A 14,760-nucleotide genomic window follows, 5' to 3' on the forward strand; every position below is an offset into this window, starting at 1 on the left:
CGGGCCGCACCGCGTGTGCGGCCGGAGGACCGCACCACCCCGTCCCGTCCGTCCGGCGGATCCGTCCGCCGCCATCGAACCGGCGCCACCCACCGCACCGTCCGTACCGCTCACGAAGGAGTACCGACCGATGCACGAGAACAACCAGCAGCTGACCTGGAAGCAGCCGACCGCCCACCCCGGCCAGGCGGCCGACCATCCGGCCGGTGAGATCCGGCTGCGGGCCGGCGGCGGCCTGGGCCTGCGCTCGCAGCTGCTCGCCGGCACCGGCGGCGCCGTCCCGCCGATCGTCGAGTTCCCGACCATGACCACGCCGTTCTGACCGGCCCTCACCGGACCTGAACGGACCTGACCGTCCGCCGCCGGGGAACGGGCAGCCCCCGGCGGCGGGCACAGCGGCGGCCCGGCGGCGGGGGCTGCCGGTTCGCCGCTCGGCCCGCCCCGGCCCGGACACCCGGGCTGCCCGCACCACCCCCGCGCGCCCGCACCGCCCCCACCGGCGCCCGCACCCGCGCCGGCTGCCGGGGACGCCCCCGCAGCCGAGCGCCGGCCCGCCGCCCGAGGGGCGCGCGCGGCCCGGCGGGGGCGTGCCCGCCGTGCGGTGCCGACAGCCCTCCCCGGCCCGCCGCCCACCGGCCCGGACAGCCGTGCGCCCCGTCCGCACCGCCGCGCGCCCCTGAATTCAGCGCCACGCGCCCTCCGACCGCCGTCGCACACCGGCGCGGCGTGCTCCTGTGCGCCCCACCTGCCCCATCCGGCAGCCCAGCCACCCGAACCACCCCGCGTCGCCCCCGGAGGGCCCCCCGGAGACCCCTTCCGTACACCCCGGAAGGCCCCACCAGTCCCATTGATCACAACCGCCACATCCGCCACCCCAGCGGACGGCCTCCCCACCCATGTGGTCGTACCGTAACCATCCCGTGCTGACACCGTGTCTGCTTCGTGGCCGATTCGCCTCCCTTCAGAACAGATGGCCCGTCAAGTAGCCTGCGGCCATGCGGACCACGTCGTCGATCACCGTCGGCCGAGCAGCCGAGATCGAGCTGCTCGGCGATGTGCTGTCCGCCGCCCGGCAGCGGGCCGGCGGGGCGGTCTTCCTGCTCGGCGAAGCCGGCATCGGCAAGTCCCGGCTGGCCGGCGAATGCGCCTACCAGGCGTACGGCCTGGGCCTGCCGGTGCTGCGCGGCCGGGGCAGTTCGACCGGCACGGTGACGCCGTTCCGCCCGCTGATCGAGGCGCTCTCCTCCCGCTTCCGGGCCGCCGGCCCACCCGCCGACCCCGAACTCGCCCCCTACCGGCCGGCGCTCGCCCGGCTGGTGCCGGAATGGCGCGACGGCTCGTCTGCGGCCGGTGCGGGCGCCTACCCGGAGACGGTCGTCGAACTGGCCGAGGCACTGCTGCGGCTGCTCGCGGTGCTCGGCCGCGACCAGGGCTGCGTACTCCTGCTGGAGGACCTGCACGACACCGACGCGGAGACCGTCGCCGTGCTGGAGTACCTGGTCGACAACCTGGACGGGCTGCCGGTCCTGCTGCTCGGCACGCTGCGCGCCGAACCGGGCCCGGCCCTGGACCTGGTCCGGGCCGCCGAGCGCCGGCGCGCCGCCACCGTCGCCGAACTGCGGCCGCTGCCGCCGGCCGAGGTCGCCGCCCTGGCCGCGGCGATCCTGGAGAGCGAGGCCGCCGAGGTGCCGGCGGCCGTGCTCGACCAGCTGGCCGCCCGCGGCGACGGCTGCCCCTACCTGGTCGAGGAACTGCTCGCCGACATGCTGGACTCCGGCGCGCTGCGCCGCGACGAGAACGGCCGCTGGACGCTGCCGGGCGGGCCCCGGACCGGCGTACCCAGCACCATCGTCCGCAGCTGGAGCCGACGGATCGACCAACTCGACCCGCAGGTAAGGGAGCTGCTGCTGACAGCCGCCACCCTGGGCAGCCGGTTCTCGGTGACCACCGTCCAGCTGATCACGGGGTACGACGACCGGACCCTCTTCAGCCACCTGCGCTCGGCCTCCGAGGCCAACATGATCGTGCCGGACGGCGCCACCCCGGACCGCTACGCGTTCCGGCACGCGCTGACCGCGGACGCGGTGACCGCCGCCCTCGCCCCCGCCGAACGCGCCGCGCTGGCCCGCCGGGCGGCCCGCGCGATCGTCCGCGCCGATCCCGAACTCGCCGACGAGAGGCGCCAGCTGGTCGCCTCCCTGCTGCTCGCCGGCGGCGACCGGGCGGGCGCCGCCGTGCACTTCGCGGAGGCCGGACGGCGGATGCTGGAGGCGGGCGCGGCCAGCTCGGCGGTGGTGCTGCTGGAACGCGCGCACGAACTCGCCGGGGACGCCGAACGGACCGCCGTCACCGAACGGCTGCTGCCCGCGCTCGCCGAGGCAGGCCAGCTGGACCGGGCCTTCGAACTCGTCCGGACCCTGCCCCCGGTCCACCCCGACCGCAGCCCGGCCAGGACCCCCGCCGTCGAGCGCCGGATCGACCTGCACACCCGCCTCGCCTGGGCGGCGGTCATGGCCGAACGCGGCCCGGACGCGGTGGCCCAGGTCGCCGCCGTGCGCACGCTCTCGGCCGACCACCCGCGCCCCGAACAGGACGCCGCACTGGCCGTCGTCGAAGGACACCTCGCCCTCCTCCCGGTCCACCACCCGCAGGACCGGACCGACACCGCCACCCGGCTCGCCGAGGCCGAACTGCGCGCCCGCCACGCCGCCGAGGTCGCCGAGCGGGCCGGCCTGCCGGTGGTCGCCTGCCAGGCCTGGCAGCTGCTCGCCCTGTTCGCCCGCGAACGCGGCTTCGACGCCGCCGACGCCTGCCTCGAACGCATGCTGGCCGTCGCCGAGGCCAACGCCCTGCCGGTCTGGCGGGTCGAGGCACTGCTGCGGCTCGGCGCCAACGCGTTCATGCGCACCGGCGACGGCACCCGCCTGGAACGCGCCCGCGAGGCGGCCGCCGGGCTCGGCGCGATCATGCTCACCCAGACCCTGGACGGGCTGCTCGCGATGAACGCCGTCCTGCGCGGCGAGTGGGACACCGCCCGGGAGATCGTCGACCGCTGCCTGGACGCCACCGCCCGGCTGCGCAACCTCGCCGCCCACCGCTACCTGCTGCTCTGTTCCGCCACCCTGGCCGCGCACCGCGGCCGCGGCCGGGAGACCGAACGCGAACTGGCCCGCTTCCGGCAGGCCGGCGGCGAGGAGTCCTTCCTGATGCCCCTGCGCTACGGGCTCTGCCGGGCCGTCGGCGCCCTGCTCGCCGAGGACCGGACCGGGGCCGCCGACGAGCTCGCGGCGGGCCTGGCCTGGGAACAGGAGCACCCCAGCGTCTTCTACCTGGCGGGCCGGCACGGCCTGCACCCGCTGCTGGAGGTGGCCGACGGCCGCTGGGGGCGGGCCGAACTCGACCGGGCCACCGGCTCGCCGGCCGCCGAACTCGCCTGGAACCGCCAGTTCCTGGGATTCGCCGAAGCCGTCCTGCTGGGCCGTGAGGGCCGCCCGGCGGAGGCCGCCCGCGCGGTCGCGGAAGCCCGGCGGACGGCCGCGCCGTTCCCGCTGGCCCACCACCTCGCCCTGCGGCTGACCGCGGAGGCGGCGCTGGCCGACGGCTGGGGCGATCCGGTGACCTGGCTGCGCACCGCCGAGGAGTACTTCCACCAGGCGGAGGTGCAGCCCGTCGCCGCCGCCTGCCGGACCCTGCTGAGGCGGGCGGGCGCCAGCGTCGCCCAGCACCGGGGCGGCCGCGACGCCGTCCCGACCCGGCTGCGGACCTGCGGGGTGACGGTCCGCGAGTACGAGGTCTTCGTGCTGCTGGCCGCCCGCCCGGGCAACCAGGAGCTGGCCCGGAAGCTGTCGATCTCGCCGCGCACGGTCGAGAAGCACATGGCCAACCTGCTCGCCAAGACCGGGCACGCCGACCGGGCCGCCCTCTGCGACCTGGCCGCCGAGCTCGGCGGGCAGGACTGACCGGGGAGCCCCGCCCCCGCCGGGCCGCCCGCCCCCCAGGCCCGCCCGCTCCCGGCCCGGAGCCCGGCCGGGAGCCCGACCGGGCGGTCCTTCCACCACCTCAGGCCTCCACCGCCTCAGGCCCTTCCGGCCCGCCCGGGCCCCTCCGGCACCGGCACCGCGGCGGCCGCGACCGGCGCGCCCTCCGCGGCCGCCACCACCACCTCGGCGGGTTCCGGCAGCCCGCGCGCGATCCACCACGAGACCGCGCACAGGAGCGCCAGCGGCGCGAGCGCGGCCCGCAGCCCCACGTGGTCGGCGAGCAGCCCGATCACCGGCCCGGCGACCCCGCCGACGCTCACGGCCAGGCCGAGCGTGACACCGCTGGCGGTCCCGATCCGGCTCGGCAGGTAGTCCTGACCGAGGGTCACCTGGAGCGAGAACGGCACGTACAGGGCGAGCGAGACGGCCGCGGCGAAGCCGTACAGCGCCGGACCGGGCACCAGCAGCAGCCCGGCGACGGCCGGGACGGCCGCCGCGTACGCCCACCGGACGGTGCGCACCCGGCCCCAGCGCCCGGCCAGCCACCCGCCGAGGACGGTGCCGACCGCGCCGCCCGCGAACAGGGCGAACAGCGCCGCCGTCCCCGCGCCGGAGCCCCCGCCCGCCCCGCCGCCGAACCGCTGCCCGGCGAAGAGGGCGACGAAGGCGCTCAGTCCGACGAAGACCACCGAGCGGCAGCCGATCACCGCGGAGAGCCGCAGGAAGGCCGGCCAGTCGTCGCGTCCTGCACCGTCGCGTCCGGCACCCGCCCGGGCGGCGGCCTGCGCGGCCGCGGTCCGGGCCGCCAGGCTCCGGACGACCGGGGCGGTCAGCACGGCCGCGGCGAGCGCGGGCAGGACGAGCCAGGGCGTCGCGGCGAGCCCGCCGGCCGCCAGCACCGGGCCGGTCAGCAGCGGGGCCAGCGCGAAGCCGATGTTGCCGCCGAGCGAGTACCAGCCCATCCGGGTGTGCCCGGCGCCGCTCGCGGCCCGGGCCAGCCGGGCGGACTCCGGGTGGTAGGCGGCCACCCCGATCCCGGAGAGCGCGACCGCCGCACAGACCAGCGGGTACGACCCGAAGAGCCCGGCGGCGCCGACCCCGGCGCCGGCCACCACGGTCGCGGCCGGGATCAGCCACGGCATGGCCCACCGATCGGTCAGCGCGCCGAACAGCGGCTGCACGATCGAGGAGAGCAGCGTCGCGGCGAGCATCACGCCGGAGGCGGCGAGGTAGCCCAGGCCGTGTCCGGCGACGAGGAAGGGGATCAGCGCGGGGACGACGCCCTGGTAGAGGTCGACGGCCGCGTGGCCGACGGCGAGCGCGGCGACCGGCCCGGCGCCTCCGGCCGGGTCGGAGGCGCGGGAGGCCCGGCCGGGGGCGAGCGGAGCCCGGAAGGCCCGGGACGGCGTACGGGAGGTCTGCGAGGTCACCAGCCGATCCTCCGGGACCGCCCCGCTGGCGCACTTCCGATAAAGTGCCGACCGATGCCGAATTCACGCCGCCCGGATCCCCGGCAACCGGATCCCCGGCACGACCCGCCCGCCGAGCCGCCCGCCGAGCCGTCCGCCGAACCGCCCCCGGACGTGACGGACGACCGTCCGACCACCACCCGTCCGCTGCCCGCGGGTTCCGAGGTGGCCGCCCACCGGCACGAGGTGCACCAGATCGTGTACGCGGGGCGCGGTGTGCTCGCGGTGACCACCGACGCCGGCACCTGGGTGGCCCCGGCCACCAGGGCGCTCTGGATCCCGGCCGGGACGGTCCACCGGCACCGCGCGTACGGGCGGACGGTGCTGCACACGATCGGCCTGCCCCTGGAGCACAACCCGCTCGGGCTGACCCGCCCGGCCGTGCTGGCGGTGGGCCCGCTGCTGCGGGAACTGGTGATCGCCTACAGCAGCCCGGGCACCGCAAGCACCGCGGAGGGAGGACGCCTCCTGGCCGTCCTGCTGGACCGGTTGCGGCACGCCCCCGAGCAGCCGCTGCACCTGCCCGTCCCGCGCGACCCGCGGCTCGCCGCGGTCGCGGCCCTCCTCGACGAGGACCCGGCCGACCGGCGCACCCTCGCCGGACTCGGCCGGGCCGCCGGCGCCGGGGCGCGCACCCTCAGCCGGCTCTGCCACGACGAGCTGGGCATGACGTTCCCGCAGTGGCGGACCCAGCTCCGGCTGCACCACGCGCTGCGGCTGCTCGCCGACGGCCTGCCGGTGACGACGGTCGCGCACCGCTGCGGCTGGGCGTCGGCCAGCGCGTTCATCGACGTCTTCCGCCGGGTCTTCGGCCACACACCGGCCGCCCACCACCGCCGGACGGACCCCCCGCCCTGACCGCCGACCGCCCCACCGGGGCCGGTGACTGTCACAGGCGCTTGCTACCGTCGTCGGCTTGCGAAGGTCCTTGACTCAGGGGGTTGTTGTGGGCGACGACGAGATGCGCACGTTCGGTACCGGCCTGTTCGACCGGTGGACGGCGCTGTGGAACGGCGAGCTCGGTCTCGCCGACGAGATCATGGCGCCCGATTTCGTGCTGCGCTACGCACAGGCGGGCACCGACGCCTTCGACGAGATCCGCACCCCGCAGCAGCTCGCCCGGATCGTCGCCGGCTGGCACGAGTCCCACGCCGGGCTCCGCTTCGCGGCGGAGGGGACCGCCGTCGTCGATCTCACGCCCGCCGACGGCGCACCGACCGGACTCGTCGCGCGCCCCTACCACGCGAGCTTCGCGGCCGACGGCGCCGGGAAGGTCGCCAGGAGCGGCGTCGACATCCTCAGGGTCTCCGACGGGTTGATCGTCGAGGTCTGGTCGGTCTCGTCCGGCGCCGCCGGCCGGACCTTCTACCGCTGAACACGCCCCGGCAGGCGGCGGCCCGCACCGCGCGGGGTGCGGGCCGCCGCCCACCGGTACGACACGCCCGGCTAGCCGGTGACGCGGACGATCTCCCCGATCTCCAGCGCCGCGTACACCGCGCCGTCCGCACCGACGGCGATGCCGTGCGGCTCGGCGCCCGCCACCGGCAGCTCGTGGCCGCGGTAGGCGCCCCCGGCGTCGAACGAGCCGATCCGTCCGGCGCCCCACTCGGTGAACCAGACCCGGCCGTCCCGGCCCGCGGTGACGGCGTGCGGACGGGCGGCGCGGTCGGGCAGCGGGTACTCGGTGACCTCGCCGTCCACCGTGATCCGGCCGACCAGTCCGGCGCCGATGCCGACGTACCAGAGGGCGCCGTCGCCGCCCCGCGCGATGCCGACCGGGGCGGTGCCGGTGGTCGGCAGCGGGTGGACGGTCACCTCGCCGTCGACGGTGATCCGGCCGACCGCGTCGGCCTGGTTGAGGGTGAACCAGAGCGCGCCGTCCGGCCCGGCGGTGATCATCGACGGGAAGCCGCCGGTGACCGGCAGCGGATACTCCGTCACCTCGCCGTCCACGGTGATCCGGCCGATCCGGTCGGCGTTCAGCTCGGTGAACCAGAGCGCGCCGTCCGGACCGGCGGCGATCCCGTACGGCCCGGGGCCCTCGCCCGGGAGCGCGAAGGAGCGCGCCGTCCCGTCGGTCCCGATCCGCCCGATCCGGTGGTCGCGCATCCGGGTGAACCAGAGCGCGCCGTCCGGACCGGCGGTGATCACCGACGGTCCGCTCTCCGGTGCGTCCAGCCCGTACGTCGTCACCGTGCCGTCCGCCGCCAGCCGGCCGACCTCCCCGGCGTGCACCAGCGTGAACCAGACCGCGCCGTCCGGACCGGCCGTGACCCCGTACGGGCCGGACCGGGCGTCCGGGACCTCGAACCGTTCGACCGCCATCAGCAACCCCACCCCTCACTCCTGACACCGCGGCAGACCGCCGCCACACCCGGCACTCTCCACTACTCGGCACACGCACGGCAACCGGATTCCGGGGGCCCGGGGCGGCCGGCTACTCCGGATCCGCACCCCCGGCCGCACCCGAACCGGCCGTACCCGAACCGCCTGCACCCGCCGCTGCCGCCGCGCCCTCGTCGGCGGCCGTGCCGTTCCGGCGACCGCCGCGCGGACGGCGCCCCGGGTCGCCGCGCAGGACGGAGACGACACCGAGGCCGGCGGCGGCGATCGGGACGGCGAGCAGCGCGCCGAGGATGCCGGCGATCCCCGCACCGGCCACCACGGCGACCATGATGGTGGCCGGGTGCAGCTCCACGGTGCGGCTCTGGATCAGGGGCTGGAGGATGTTCCCCTCGATGACCTGGACGGCGAGGACGACGCCGAGCGTCCAGAGTGCCGTCCCGAAGCCGCCGTCGGCGAGCGCGACCAGGACGGCGACCGCGCCGGAGAGGAAGGCCCCGACGAAGGGGATGTAGGCACCCATGAAGACCAGTGCGCCGAGGCCCGGCGCGCCGGGGACGCTCAGCACCAGCAGGCCGACGGTGATGAAGAAGGCGTCGATCAGGGCGATCAGGGTCGTGCCGCGCATGAACCCGGCCATCGCCTCGAAGGCCCGCTCGGCGCAGGCGACCAGGGTCTCGCCACCCCGGCCGGGCAGGTAGGAGCGGATGGCGTCGCCGGTGCGGTGGCCGTCGCGGAGGAAGAAGAAGACCAGGGCGAGCGCCAGGACGGCGCCGGTGACGATCTGGGTGGCCAGCCCGAGGCCGGAGAGGACGCCGTTGGTGACGGTCGAGACGAGCGAGCTGGTCTCGCCCTGGGCGTTGTCGAGGGCGTGCCGGATCTTCTCGCCGAGCGGACCGAGCCATTCGGCGATCCGGTCGCCGGCCTCCTGGAGCGCGTCGGCGATCTGCGGGGCGCTGTGCACCAGGGAGTTGACCAGCAGGGTGATCACCCCGCTGACGGCGGCCACCAGCACCGCGCAGGTCAGCCCGGCCGCGACCGAGCGGCTGACGCCGCGCCGGACCATCCAGGGCATCACGGGGTAGAGCAGCGAGGTGCCGAGCAGCGCCAGGATGACCGGGACGGTGGCGGCGCGCAGCTCGACGAGCGCATAGACCACCAGCGAGGCCACCGTGATGAGCAGGATGACCGCCGCCGACCAGGCGGCCGCGGCGCGGATCGGGGGCGGCAGCATCAGGTACGGGCGGCGGTGGTCCGTGTACCGCGGTTCCGGCTGAAGGGGCGGGCCCGGCCGCTCCACCCCGCCTCGCCCCGACCCGTCCTGCCCCGACCCTCGCTGCGCCCCGCCTCGCTCCGCCCCGTACCGCTCCGCCCCGTACCGCTCCGCCGGCTTGCCGTCACCGGACGGGGACTCCCCCGGCTCCCCCGACATCCGTGCCTCCGTCCGGTCGATCGGTCCAGGTCTGCCCCATCTCAGCAGATGATCCGATCGATTGCGCGTTTTGTCCCCCCTCGGGCGCGCCCAGGCCGGCCGTGGCGGAGCCGGCCCCGGACGCCCCGCGGGTCACTCGTGGAAGGCGAACGACCAGGCCTGCGCCTGGTCGGCGACATCCAGCGGCCGCAGCGCGGTACGCGGCGGGAAGATGTGCAGCACGCTGAGGTCCAGCGCCAGCTCCTCGCCCCCGTAGACCGGCCCGCCGGGGACGACGACGTGGAAGGACTGCGGCTCGGCGGCCTGGTAGAGCACCCACTCGAAGGCCTCGGTCGCGCCGACGACCTGCTGGTTCTCCTCCGGCGGACCCTGCAGGCCGAGGTAGCTGCCGTGCCGGAGGTTCTTGATGACGACGTAGCCGTTGCTCTGCCCCTCGACCTCCCACTCCTGCTCACCGGGCTGGCCGGTCGGCGGAAGGACGACCACACTCTCCTTCGACTCCTGCAGGGTGAGCAGTTGCTCCTCCGGCCTGCCGATGGCGTAGACGCCGTTGGGTACAGGTGCTGCCATGACCCGACTCCACTTCCCTGGGGCGGCACCGCACGGGGCACCGCCGTCCGACGAGTGGGTCGATTCAAGCCAGGCCGACCGCTTTGTGCACGGATCACCCGCCGGGGACCACTCGAACGAGTCGCCGCCCCCGAACACCTGCTCCCGGGTCGAACGCCCGCACCGGGACCCGCTCCCCGTCGAGGACCGGTGCCTGCCCCCGCCCGACCGCCGGGAGCCGACACGCCCTATGCCGGGTCCTCGAAGCGGACCGACCCGCCCCCGCCTGCGAAGGCGAGCACCCGCTCGGCCTCCTCCCCCGCCGCCCGCCGGTCGGCCCGGGCCGTCGGCGCGAACGGACGGACCGTCACCGCCCACCCGCCGCCCCGCTCCTCGGACAGCTCCCAGGCCCCGGCCACCAGTCCGTCGACCAGCAGACTGCCGAACACGATGCCGTTCTGCGTCATCACCCGCTTCCGGTACTCCTCCGGCAGCACCCGGGTGCGGTCGGCGTGGGAGAGGAGCAGGTTGTCGAACGGGGCGATCAGCCGGACCGGCGCCGGGGTGTCCGGGTCGGGCCGGGGCGCGTCGGGCAGGTCGTACAGCAGCCGGCCCTGCTCGTCGCGGAAGGTCACCAGACCGGGCGCGAGGCGCTTCAGGACCGGGGCGAGCCGGGTCAGGCCGCACCACTTCTGCAGGTCGGCGGCGGTGGCCGGGCCGAACGCGGCCAGGTAGCGCAGGGCGAGGTCGTCGAGCGAGGGCGCGGGGTCGAGCGGCCTTCCGAGCCAGGCCTCGGCGGTGGTGTGCGCGGCGGGCCCGCCACGGCCCCAGAGGCCGCGCGGCGGGACCTGCACCAGCGGCAGCAGGCAGCGCGCGGCCTGGGCGAGCGCGGCGGGGTCCCGGCCGGGGCGGGTGGCGGCCAGGTCGGCGCCGAGCCGCTGGAAGGTCCGGGGCTCCTCCTCGACCAGGGTGCGGGCCTCGGCGGCCAGCGCGTCGAGGTCGAGACCGGTCAGCCACTTGCCGAAGTTGGACCGCAGCGCCTGGTCCAGCACCGGCTGGAGCAGCGGGCGCAGCGTCCGGCAGTCCTCGGCCGTGACGAGGTGGATGGTGCCGCGCTGGAGGGCGATCCGGACCACCTGCCGGCCCTCGATCAATTCGCCGAGCGCGTCCGGCGCGAAGCCGTCCAGCCGGGCGAGCAGTCCGAGGTAGGGCGGCTGCGGGGCCGCCTGGGCCTGGAGGCCGCCGAGGTGTCGGATCATCGCGGCCGGGGTGGCGGTGGTGCGGGTCAGCAGGTGCTGGCGGGCGAGCAGCGCGCGGCTCAGTGCGCGACGCCCCAGCACCTCCTCCCCGCTCATCGACGGCCCTCCGGCGCGGGGCGGCCGCCGAGGAGGTGGCGCCCGAGGTCGCGCCCGGACAGGGCGCGGCGTCCGGCCGCGGCCGGGCCGCCGTCCCGGGCCGCGCGCCCGTCGAGGACGGAGCACAGGACGGCGATCCGGTTGCTGGTGATCGAGTCGACGCCGACGGCGCGCAGCCTGCGCATGGTGCGGCGCAGGTCGGCGGTCCAGGTGGAGACGGCGAGCCCGGCGTGGTGGGCGGCCGCGGTGAACTCGGGGGTGGCCAGGCCGAACGGCGGGTTGAGGTAGCGCGGGCGCAGGTCGTCGAGCAGGGCGCGGGCGGGCAGCCGCGGCTGCTTCCAGGTGAGCGCGATCTCCGCGCCGGGGGCCAGCTCGCGGACGGCGAGCATCGCGGTGGCGGGGCCGCAGAACGCGACCCGCTGCTCAGCGCCGAGTCCGGTGACCGCCTCCCACGCGGCCGCCGCGGGCGTCGGGTCGTCGAGGTCGATGAGCAGCCTGGCCGCCGGGGCCGCGGCCGCGGTCTTGAGCGCCTCGGCGAGGGTGGGGACGGCGTACCCGCCGTCACGCACCTCGTCGAGCTGCTCGACGGTGACCCGGTCGAGCCGGCGCGGGTCGCCCCAGAGCCGCTCAAGGGTCGCGTCGTGCAGCAGGACCGGGACGCGGTCCCGGGTGAGCCGGACGTCGACCTCGACGGCGTCGGCCCCGGCGGCGAGCGCCGACTCGATCGAGGGGAGGGTGTTCTCACGGTGGCGGTACGGGTCGCCGCGGTGGGCGACGGCGAGCACCGGACGGGGGGCGGGGGCCTGCGGGCGGGCGAGGTCGGTCATCGGTCCGTTCATCGGTTCACTCATCGGTGCTCGCGCCGGCTCGTTCGCCGGGGGCGGTCATCGGTTCGGTCATCGGGTCATCGGTGCGTACGGGCTTCGAGGCTTCGAGGCGTCGAGGCGTCGAGGCGTCGAGGCGTCAGGTCATCATCGGGCCGTCAGGTCATCCGGTCATCGGTGGTGGTGCGTCACGTCGTCGGCCGGCGGGACATCTCCGCGAGCCACGGGGTGAGGTTCAGCAGGGTGACGGCTTCGCGGTAGGACGGCTCACCCGGCACGGTGACGATCAGGGTGCAGGACGGTGGGAAGGCCCGCTGCCGGAGGTGGACCAGGCCGGACCAGACGGAGTTCAGGAAGGCCGGCACGCTGTCGCGCGGCACGTCGAACGGGATCTCGTCGACCGTGACCACGGCCTCGTCGTGGACGAAGAGGCGGACGGTGACCTCGGGCCGGCCGGCGATCTCCACCAGGGCCTCGTGCGGTATCGCGGACAGTTCGTCACCACCGCCGTCGGCGCCGACCAGCCCGGCGAAGGTCCGGTCGCGGCCGATGTCGTGACCGGTGCTCACCTGGCGGCCGTGCCGGGCCGCCATCGCCTCGATCGCGAAGACGGCGCTCTGGGTGGACGGCAGCGGGGGGTGGGGCATCGGGCGGTCCTCTCTGGACGGGTCGTCGATCCGGGTTCAGCGCCGTTCGATCATCACATTGGTGGACTTGATGACGGCCGTCGCGGGTGCCCCGGGGACGAGCTCCAGTTCCTCCGCGGACTCCCGGCTGATCAGCGAGACCACCCGGAACGGCCCGGCCTGGATCTCCACCTGGGCGGCGACGTCACCGAGCACCACGTTGGTGACGATCCCCGGGAACCGGTTGCGCGCGGAGGAGGGCCGGCCCTCGGCGGCGTTCTCCGGGCGGGCCAGCTCACGGGCGAAGGCGGCCAGCTCGGCCCCGGGGATGATCCGGTGGCCGTGCTCGTCGCGCTCGGCGACGACCCGGCCGGCGTCCACCCAGCGCCGCATGGTGTCGGCGCTCACGCCGAGCAGGGCCGCGGCCTCGCCGATGCGGTACGGGTTGACCGGTGCCCCGGAGTGGCCCATGGTTGCGCTCCTGACGGTGGTTCGGGTGCGGGTGCGCGTGCCGGTACACCCGGTGGCACGCGCGCCGGTACGGGTGCGACGGGCCCGGTCGGGGCCCCGCGGCCATCCTGCCGTACCAGGCGCTCGCCCGGCCAAGCGGCGCCCGGCCCGGGTGACCCGTCGCCGCCGGCCGTGGCCGGGACCGCCCCGCGGGCCGACCGCGACGAGGCCTACGGCTCCCCGAAGAGGTCGCGGCGCACGGCGTCCCCGGCGGTCAGGACGGCCCCGCCGAGCACCGCGCCGCCGCCCGCCTCGCCGGCCCGGACCTCGGTGCGCAGCGGGGAGAGCAGGGCGAGCCGGGCCTCCACCCGGGCGGCCAGCTCGGCGCCGCCGGCCCGGCCGGTCTCACCGCCGAGGACGACGCAGCCCGGGTCGAGCACGACGCAGACCGCCGAGACGCCGACGGCGATCCGCTCGGCCAGCTCGTCGAGGAACGGTCCGCCCGGCCGCCCGTCGCCCAGGGCGTCCAGGGCGGCCCGGACGGCGGCCTCGGCGGCGGGGGCGTCGTCGGCGGGGTCGGCGGGCAGGCCGTGCGCGCGGGCCAGGGCGCAGACCGCGGCGCTGCCGGCCAGGCTGTGGAATCCGCCCTCGCAGCCGGTGGCGCTGGGCAGGCTGGCGGTTCCGGGCACCGGCAGGAAGCAGATCTCGCCGGTGCCGCCGTGCGCGCCGCGGCGGAGTCTGCCGTCGATGACGACGGCGGCGCCGACGCTGTGGCCGAGCCAGACGAGCACGAAGTCGTCCCGGTCGCGGGCGGCGCCGGTCCGGTACTCGGCGCGGCCGGCCAGGTTGACCTCGTTCTCCAGGATCACGTCGGTGCCGGGGAGCTCACGCAGGGCGGTCAGCAGCTCGGCGTGCCAGGCGGGCAGTTCGCCGGTGGACTGGAGGCGGCCGGTGGCGGGGTCGACCAGGCCGGGGGCGCCGACGGCGATGGTGTGCAGGTGGTCGGCGCCGGCCCGGCGGGCCGTGTCGAGCAGCGTGCGGACGATCCGGGCGGCGGTGTCCCGGTCCTCGGTGTCCCTGTCCCCGTCTGCGGTGTCCCTGTCTGCGGTGTCGCGGTCGGCGGTGTCGCGGTCGCTCTTGGGACCGTCCGCCGCGGGGCCGTCCGCATCCTCCCCGCTCGCACGCGGCCCGCCGGTGTCCGCGCCGCCCGCGTCCGGGCCCTCACCGGGCGCGTCGACCGGGAGGTCCGCGGAGGCGAGGACCTGGCCGGCGAGGTCGGCGACGACCAGCGAGACACCGCCGGAGCGGACGTCGACGGCGGCGAGGTGCGCACGGGAGGCGACCAGCGCGTAGAGGCGGGCGTTGGGGCCGCGCCGCTGTTCGCCGCGTTCGCCGACGACGGCGACCAGCCCGGTGCGCTGCAGCCGTTCGAGCAGGTCGGCGACGGTCGGCCGGGAAAGGCCGGTGAGGTCGCGCAGCTCGGTCGCGGTGAGGGGTCCCTGGTCCAGGAGCAGGTTGAGCGCCAGCCGGTCGTTGATCGCCCGGGCAGTGCTCGGAGTGGCCGTACGCACGGTGGTCATGGGCGGACATCCTTCCAGAGTCTTTCTATCAGGGTCCCTTCCTGATAATTTATCGAACCGTCGCCGGCGCACACCGGCGGCCCTGCGCGGGCACATGTCGACAGGAACCACCCACGCGCCAGGAAAGATCACCCCAGGGCACCGCCGCGTCC

13 protein-coding genes are annotated in these 14,760 nt (G+C 76.4%); 4 read left to right on the forward strand and 9 right to left on the reverse strand.

Annotation, left to right across the window (positions count from 1 at the left end; translation table 11 throughout):
* The first annotated feature begins 130 nt into the window (after window positions 1-130).
* The gene (locus OG550_RS02290) at window positions 131-322 is read left to right on the forward strand and encodes a hypothetical protein (RefSeq protein WP_327673918.1); all 192 of its coding nucleotides are present in this window, start codon (window positions 131-133) and stop codon (window positions 320-322) included.
* 673 nt (window positions 323-995) lie between these two features.
* On the forward strand, window positions 996-3,959 hold the full coding sequence (locus tag OG550_RS02295; RefSeq protein WP_327673920.1) for a helix-turn-helix transcriptional regulator: 2,964 nt from the start codon (window positions 996-998) through the stop codon (window positions 3,957-3,959).
* A gap of 116 nt (window positions 3,960-4,075) precedes the next feature.
* Here the strand turns inward: OG550_RS02295 and OG550_RS02300 are convergent, their stop codons facing one another.
* Entirely contained in the window at window positions 4,076-5,410 is a 1,335-nt protein-coding gene (locus OG550_RS02300) for an MFS transporter (protein WP_327673922.1), read from the reverse strand.
* A 54-nt stretch (window positions 5,411-5,464) separates the two neighbouring features.
* Here OG550_RS02300 and OG550_RS02305 point away from each other — a divergent pair, with 54 nt between their 5' ends.
* The gene (locus tag OG550_RS02305) at window positions 5,465-6,307 is read left to right on the forward strand and encodes an AraC family transcriptional regulator (protein WP_327673924.1); all 843 of its coding nucleotides are present in this window, start codon (window positions 5,465-5,467) and stop codon (window positions 6,305-6,307) included.
* Between the two features lie 88 nt (window positions 6,308-6,395).
* Entirely contained in the window at window positions 6,396-6,824 is a 429-nt protein-coding gene (locus OG550_RS02310) for a nuclear transport factor 2 family protein (protein WP_327673926.1), read from the forward strand.
* A gap of 71 nt (window positions 6,825-6,895) precedes the next feature.
* On the opposite strand, the gene OG550_RS02315 is transcribed toward OG550_RS02310, so the two are convergent.
* From OG550_RS02315 to OG550_RS02350, 8 genes are all read right to left on the reverse strand, one after another.
* Window positions 6,896-7,774 carry a Vgb family protein gene (locus OG550_RS02315; protein ID WP_327683654.1) on the reverse strand — a complete coding sequence of 293 codons (879 nt, stop codon included), beginning with the start codon at window positions 7,772-7,774 and terminating at the stop codon, window positions 6,896-6,898.
* A gap of 112 nt (window positions 7,775-7,886) precedes the next feature.
* Window positions 7,887-9,026 carry an AI-2E family transporter gene (locus OG550_RS02320; protein ID WP_327673928.1) on the reverse strand — a complete coding sequence of 380 codons (1,140 nt, stop codon included), beginning with the start codon at window positions 9,024-9,026 and terminating at the stop codon, window positions 7,887-7,889.
* A gap of 330 nt (window positions 9,027-9,356) precedes the next feature.
* On the reverse strand, window positions 9,357-9,794 hold the full coding sequence (locus OG550_RS02325; protein WP_327673930.1) for a hypothetical protein: 438 nt from the start codon (window positions 9,792-9,794) through the stop codon (window positions 9,357-9,359).
* 227 nt (window positions 9,795-10,021) lie between these two features.
* On the reverse strand, window positions 10,022-11,128 hold the full coding sequence (locus OG550_RS02330) for a winged helix DNA-binding domain-containing protein (protein ID WP_327673932.1): 1,107 nt from the start codon (window positions 11,126-11,128) through the stop codon (window positions 10,022-10,024).
* On the reverse strand, window positions 11,125-11,967 hold the full coding sequence (locus OG550_RS02335) for a glycerophosphodiester phosphodiesterase (protein WP_327673934.1): 843 nt from the start codon (window positions 11,965-11,967) through the stop codon (window positions 11,125-11,127). Before OG550_RS02335 ends, OG550_RS02330 begins: the two co-directional genes overlap by 4 nt.
* A 173-nt stretch (window positions 11,968-12,140) precedes the next feature.
* The gene (locus OG550_RS02340; protein ID WP_327673936.1) at window positions 12,141-12,599 is read right to left on the reverse strand and encodes a hypothetical protein; all 459 of its coding nucleotides are present in this window, start codon (window positions 12,597-12,599) and stop codon (window positions 12,141-12,143) included.
* 36 nt (window positions 12,600-12,635) lie between these two features.
* Entirely contained in the window at window positions 12,636-13,049 is a 414-nt protein-coding gene (locus OG550_RS02345) for a TOBE domain-containing protein (RefSeq protein ID WP_327673938.1), read from the reverse strand.
* 209 nt (window positions 13,050-13,258) lie between these two features.
* Window positions 13,259-14,608 carry an ROK family transcriptional regulator gene (locus OG550_RS02350; RefSeq protein WP_327673940.1) on the reverse strand — a complete coding sequence of 450 codons (1,350 nt, stop codon included), beginning with the start codon at window positions 14,606-14,608 and terminating at the stop codon, window positions 13,259-13,261.
* Window positions 14,609-14,760 lie beyond the last annotated feature (152 nt).

The organism is Kitasatospora sp. NBC_00458 (assembly GCF_036013975.1).
Lineage (GTDB): Bacteria > Actinomycetota > Actinomycetes > Streptomycetales > Streptomycetaceae > Kitasatospora.

Bases quoted from the DNA above. Each gene is read 5' to 3' on its own strand.
- OG550_RS02290 (WP_327673918.1), top strand. From the start codon at position 131: ATGCACGAGAACAACCAGCAGCTGACCTGGAAGCAGCCGACCGCCCAC.
- OG550_RS02295 (WP_327673920.1), top strand. From the start codon at position 996: ATGCGGACCACGTCGTCGATCACCGTCGGCCGAGCAGCCGAGATCGAG.
- OG550_RS02305 (WP_327673924.1), top strand. From the start codon at position 5,465: ATGCCGAATTCACGCCGCCCGGATCCCCGGCAACCGGATCCCCGGCAC.
- OG550_RS02315 (WP_327683654.1), bottom strand. From the start codon at position 7,774: ATGGCGGTCGAACGGTTCGAGGTCCCGGACGCCCGGTCCGGCCCGTAC.
- OG550_RS02320 (WP_327673928.1), bottom strand. From the start codon at position 9,026: ATGCTGCCGCCCCCGATCCGCGCCGCGGCCGCCTGGTCGGCGGCGGTC.
- OG550_RS02325 (WP_327673930.1), bottom strand. From the start codon at position 9,794: ATGGCAGCACCTGTACCCAACGGCGTCTACGCCATCGGCAGGCCGGAG.
- OG550_RS02330 (WP_327673932.1), bottom strand. From the start codon at position 11,128: ATGAGCGGGGAGGAGGTGCTGGGGCGTCGCGCACTGAGCCGCGCGCTG.
- OG550_RS02335 (WP_327673934.1), bottom strand. From the start codon at position 11,967: ATGAACGGACCGATGACCGACCTCGCCCGCCCGCAGGCCCCCGCCCCC.
- OG550_RS02340 (WP_327673936.1), bottom strand. From the start codon at position 12,599: ATGCCCCACCCCCCGCTGCCGTCCACCCAGAGCGCCGTCTTCGCGATC.
- OG550_RS02345 (WP_327673938.1), bottom strand. From the start codon at position 13,049: ATGGGCCACTCCGGGGCACCGGTCAACCCGTACCGCATCGGCGAGGCC.
- OG550_RS02350 (WP_327673940.1), bottom strand. From the start codon at position 14,608: ATGACCACCGTGCGTACGGCCACTCCGAGCACTGCCCGGGCGATCAAC.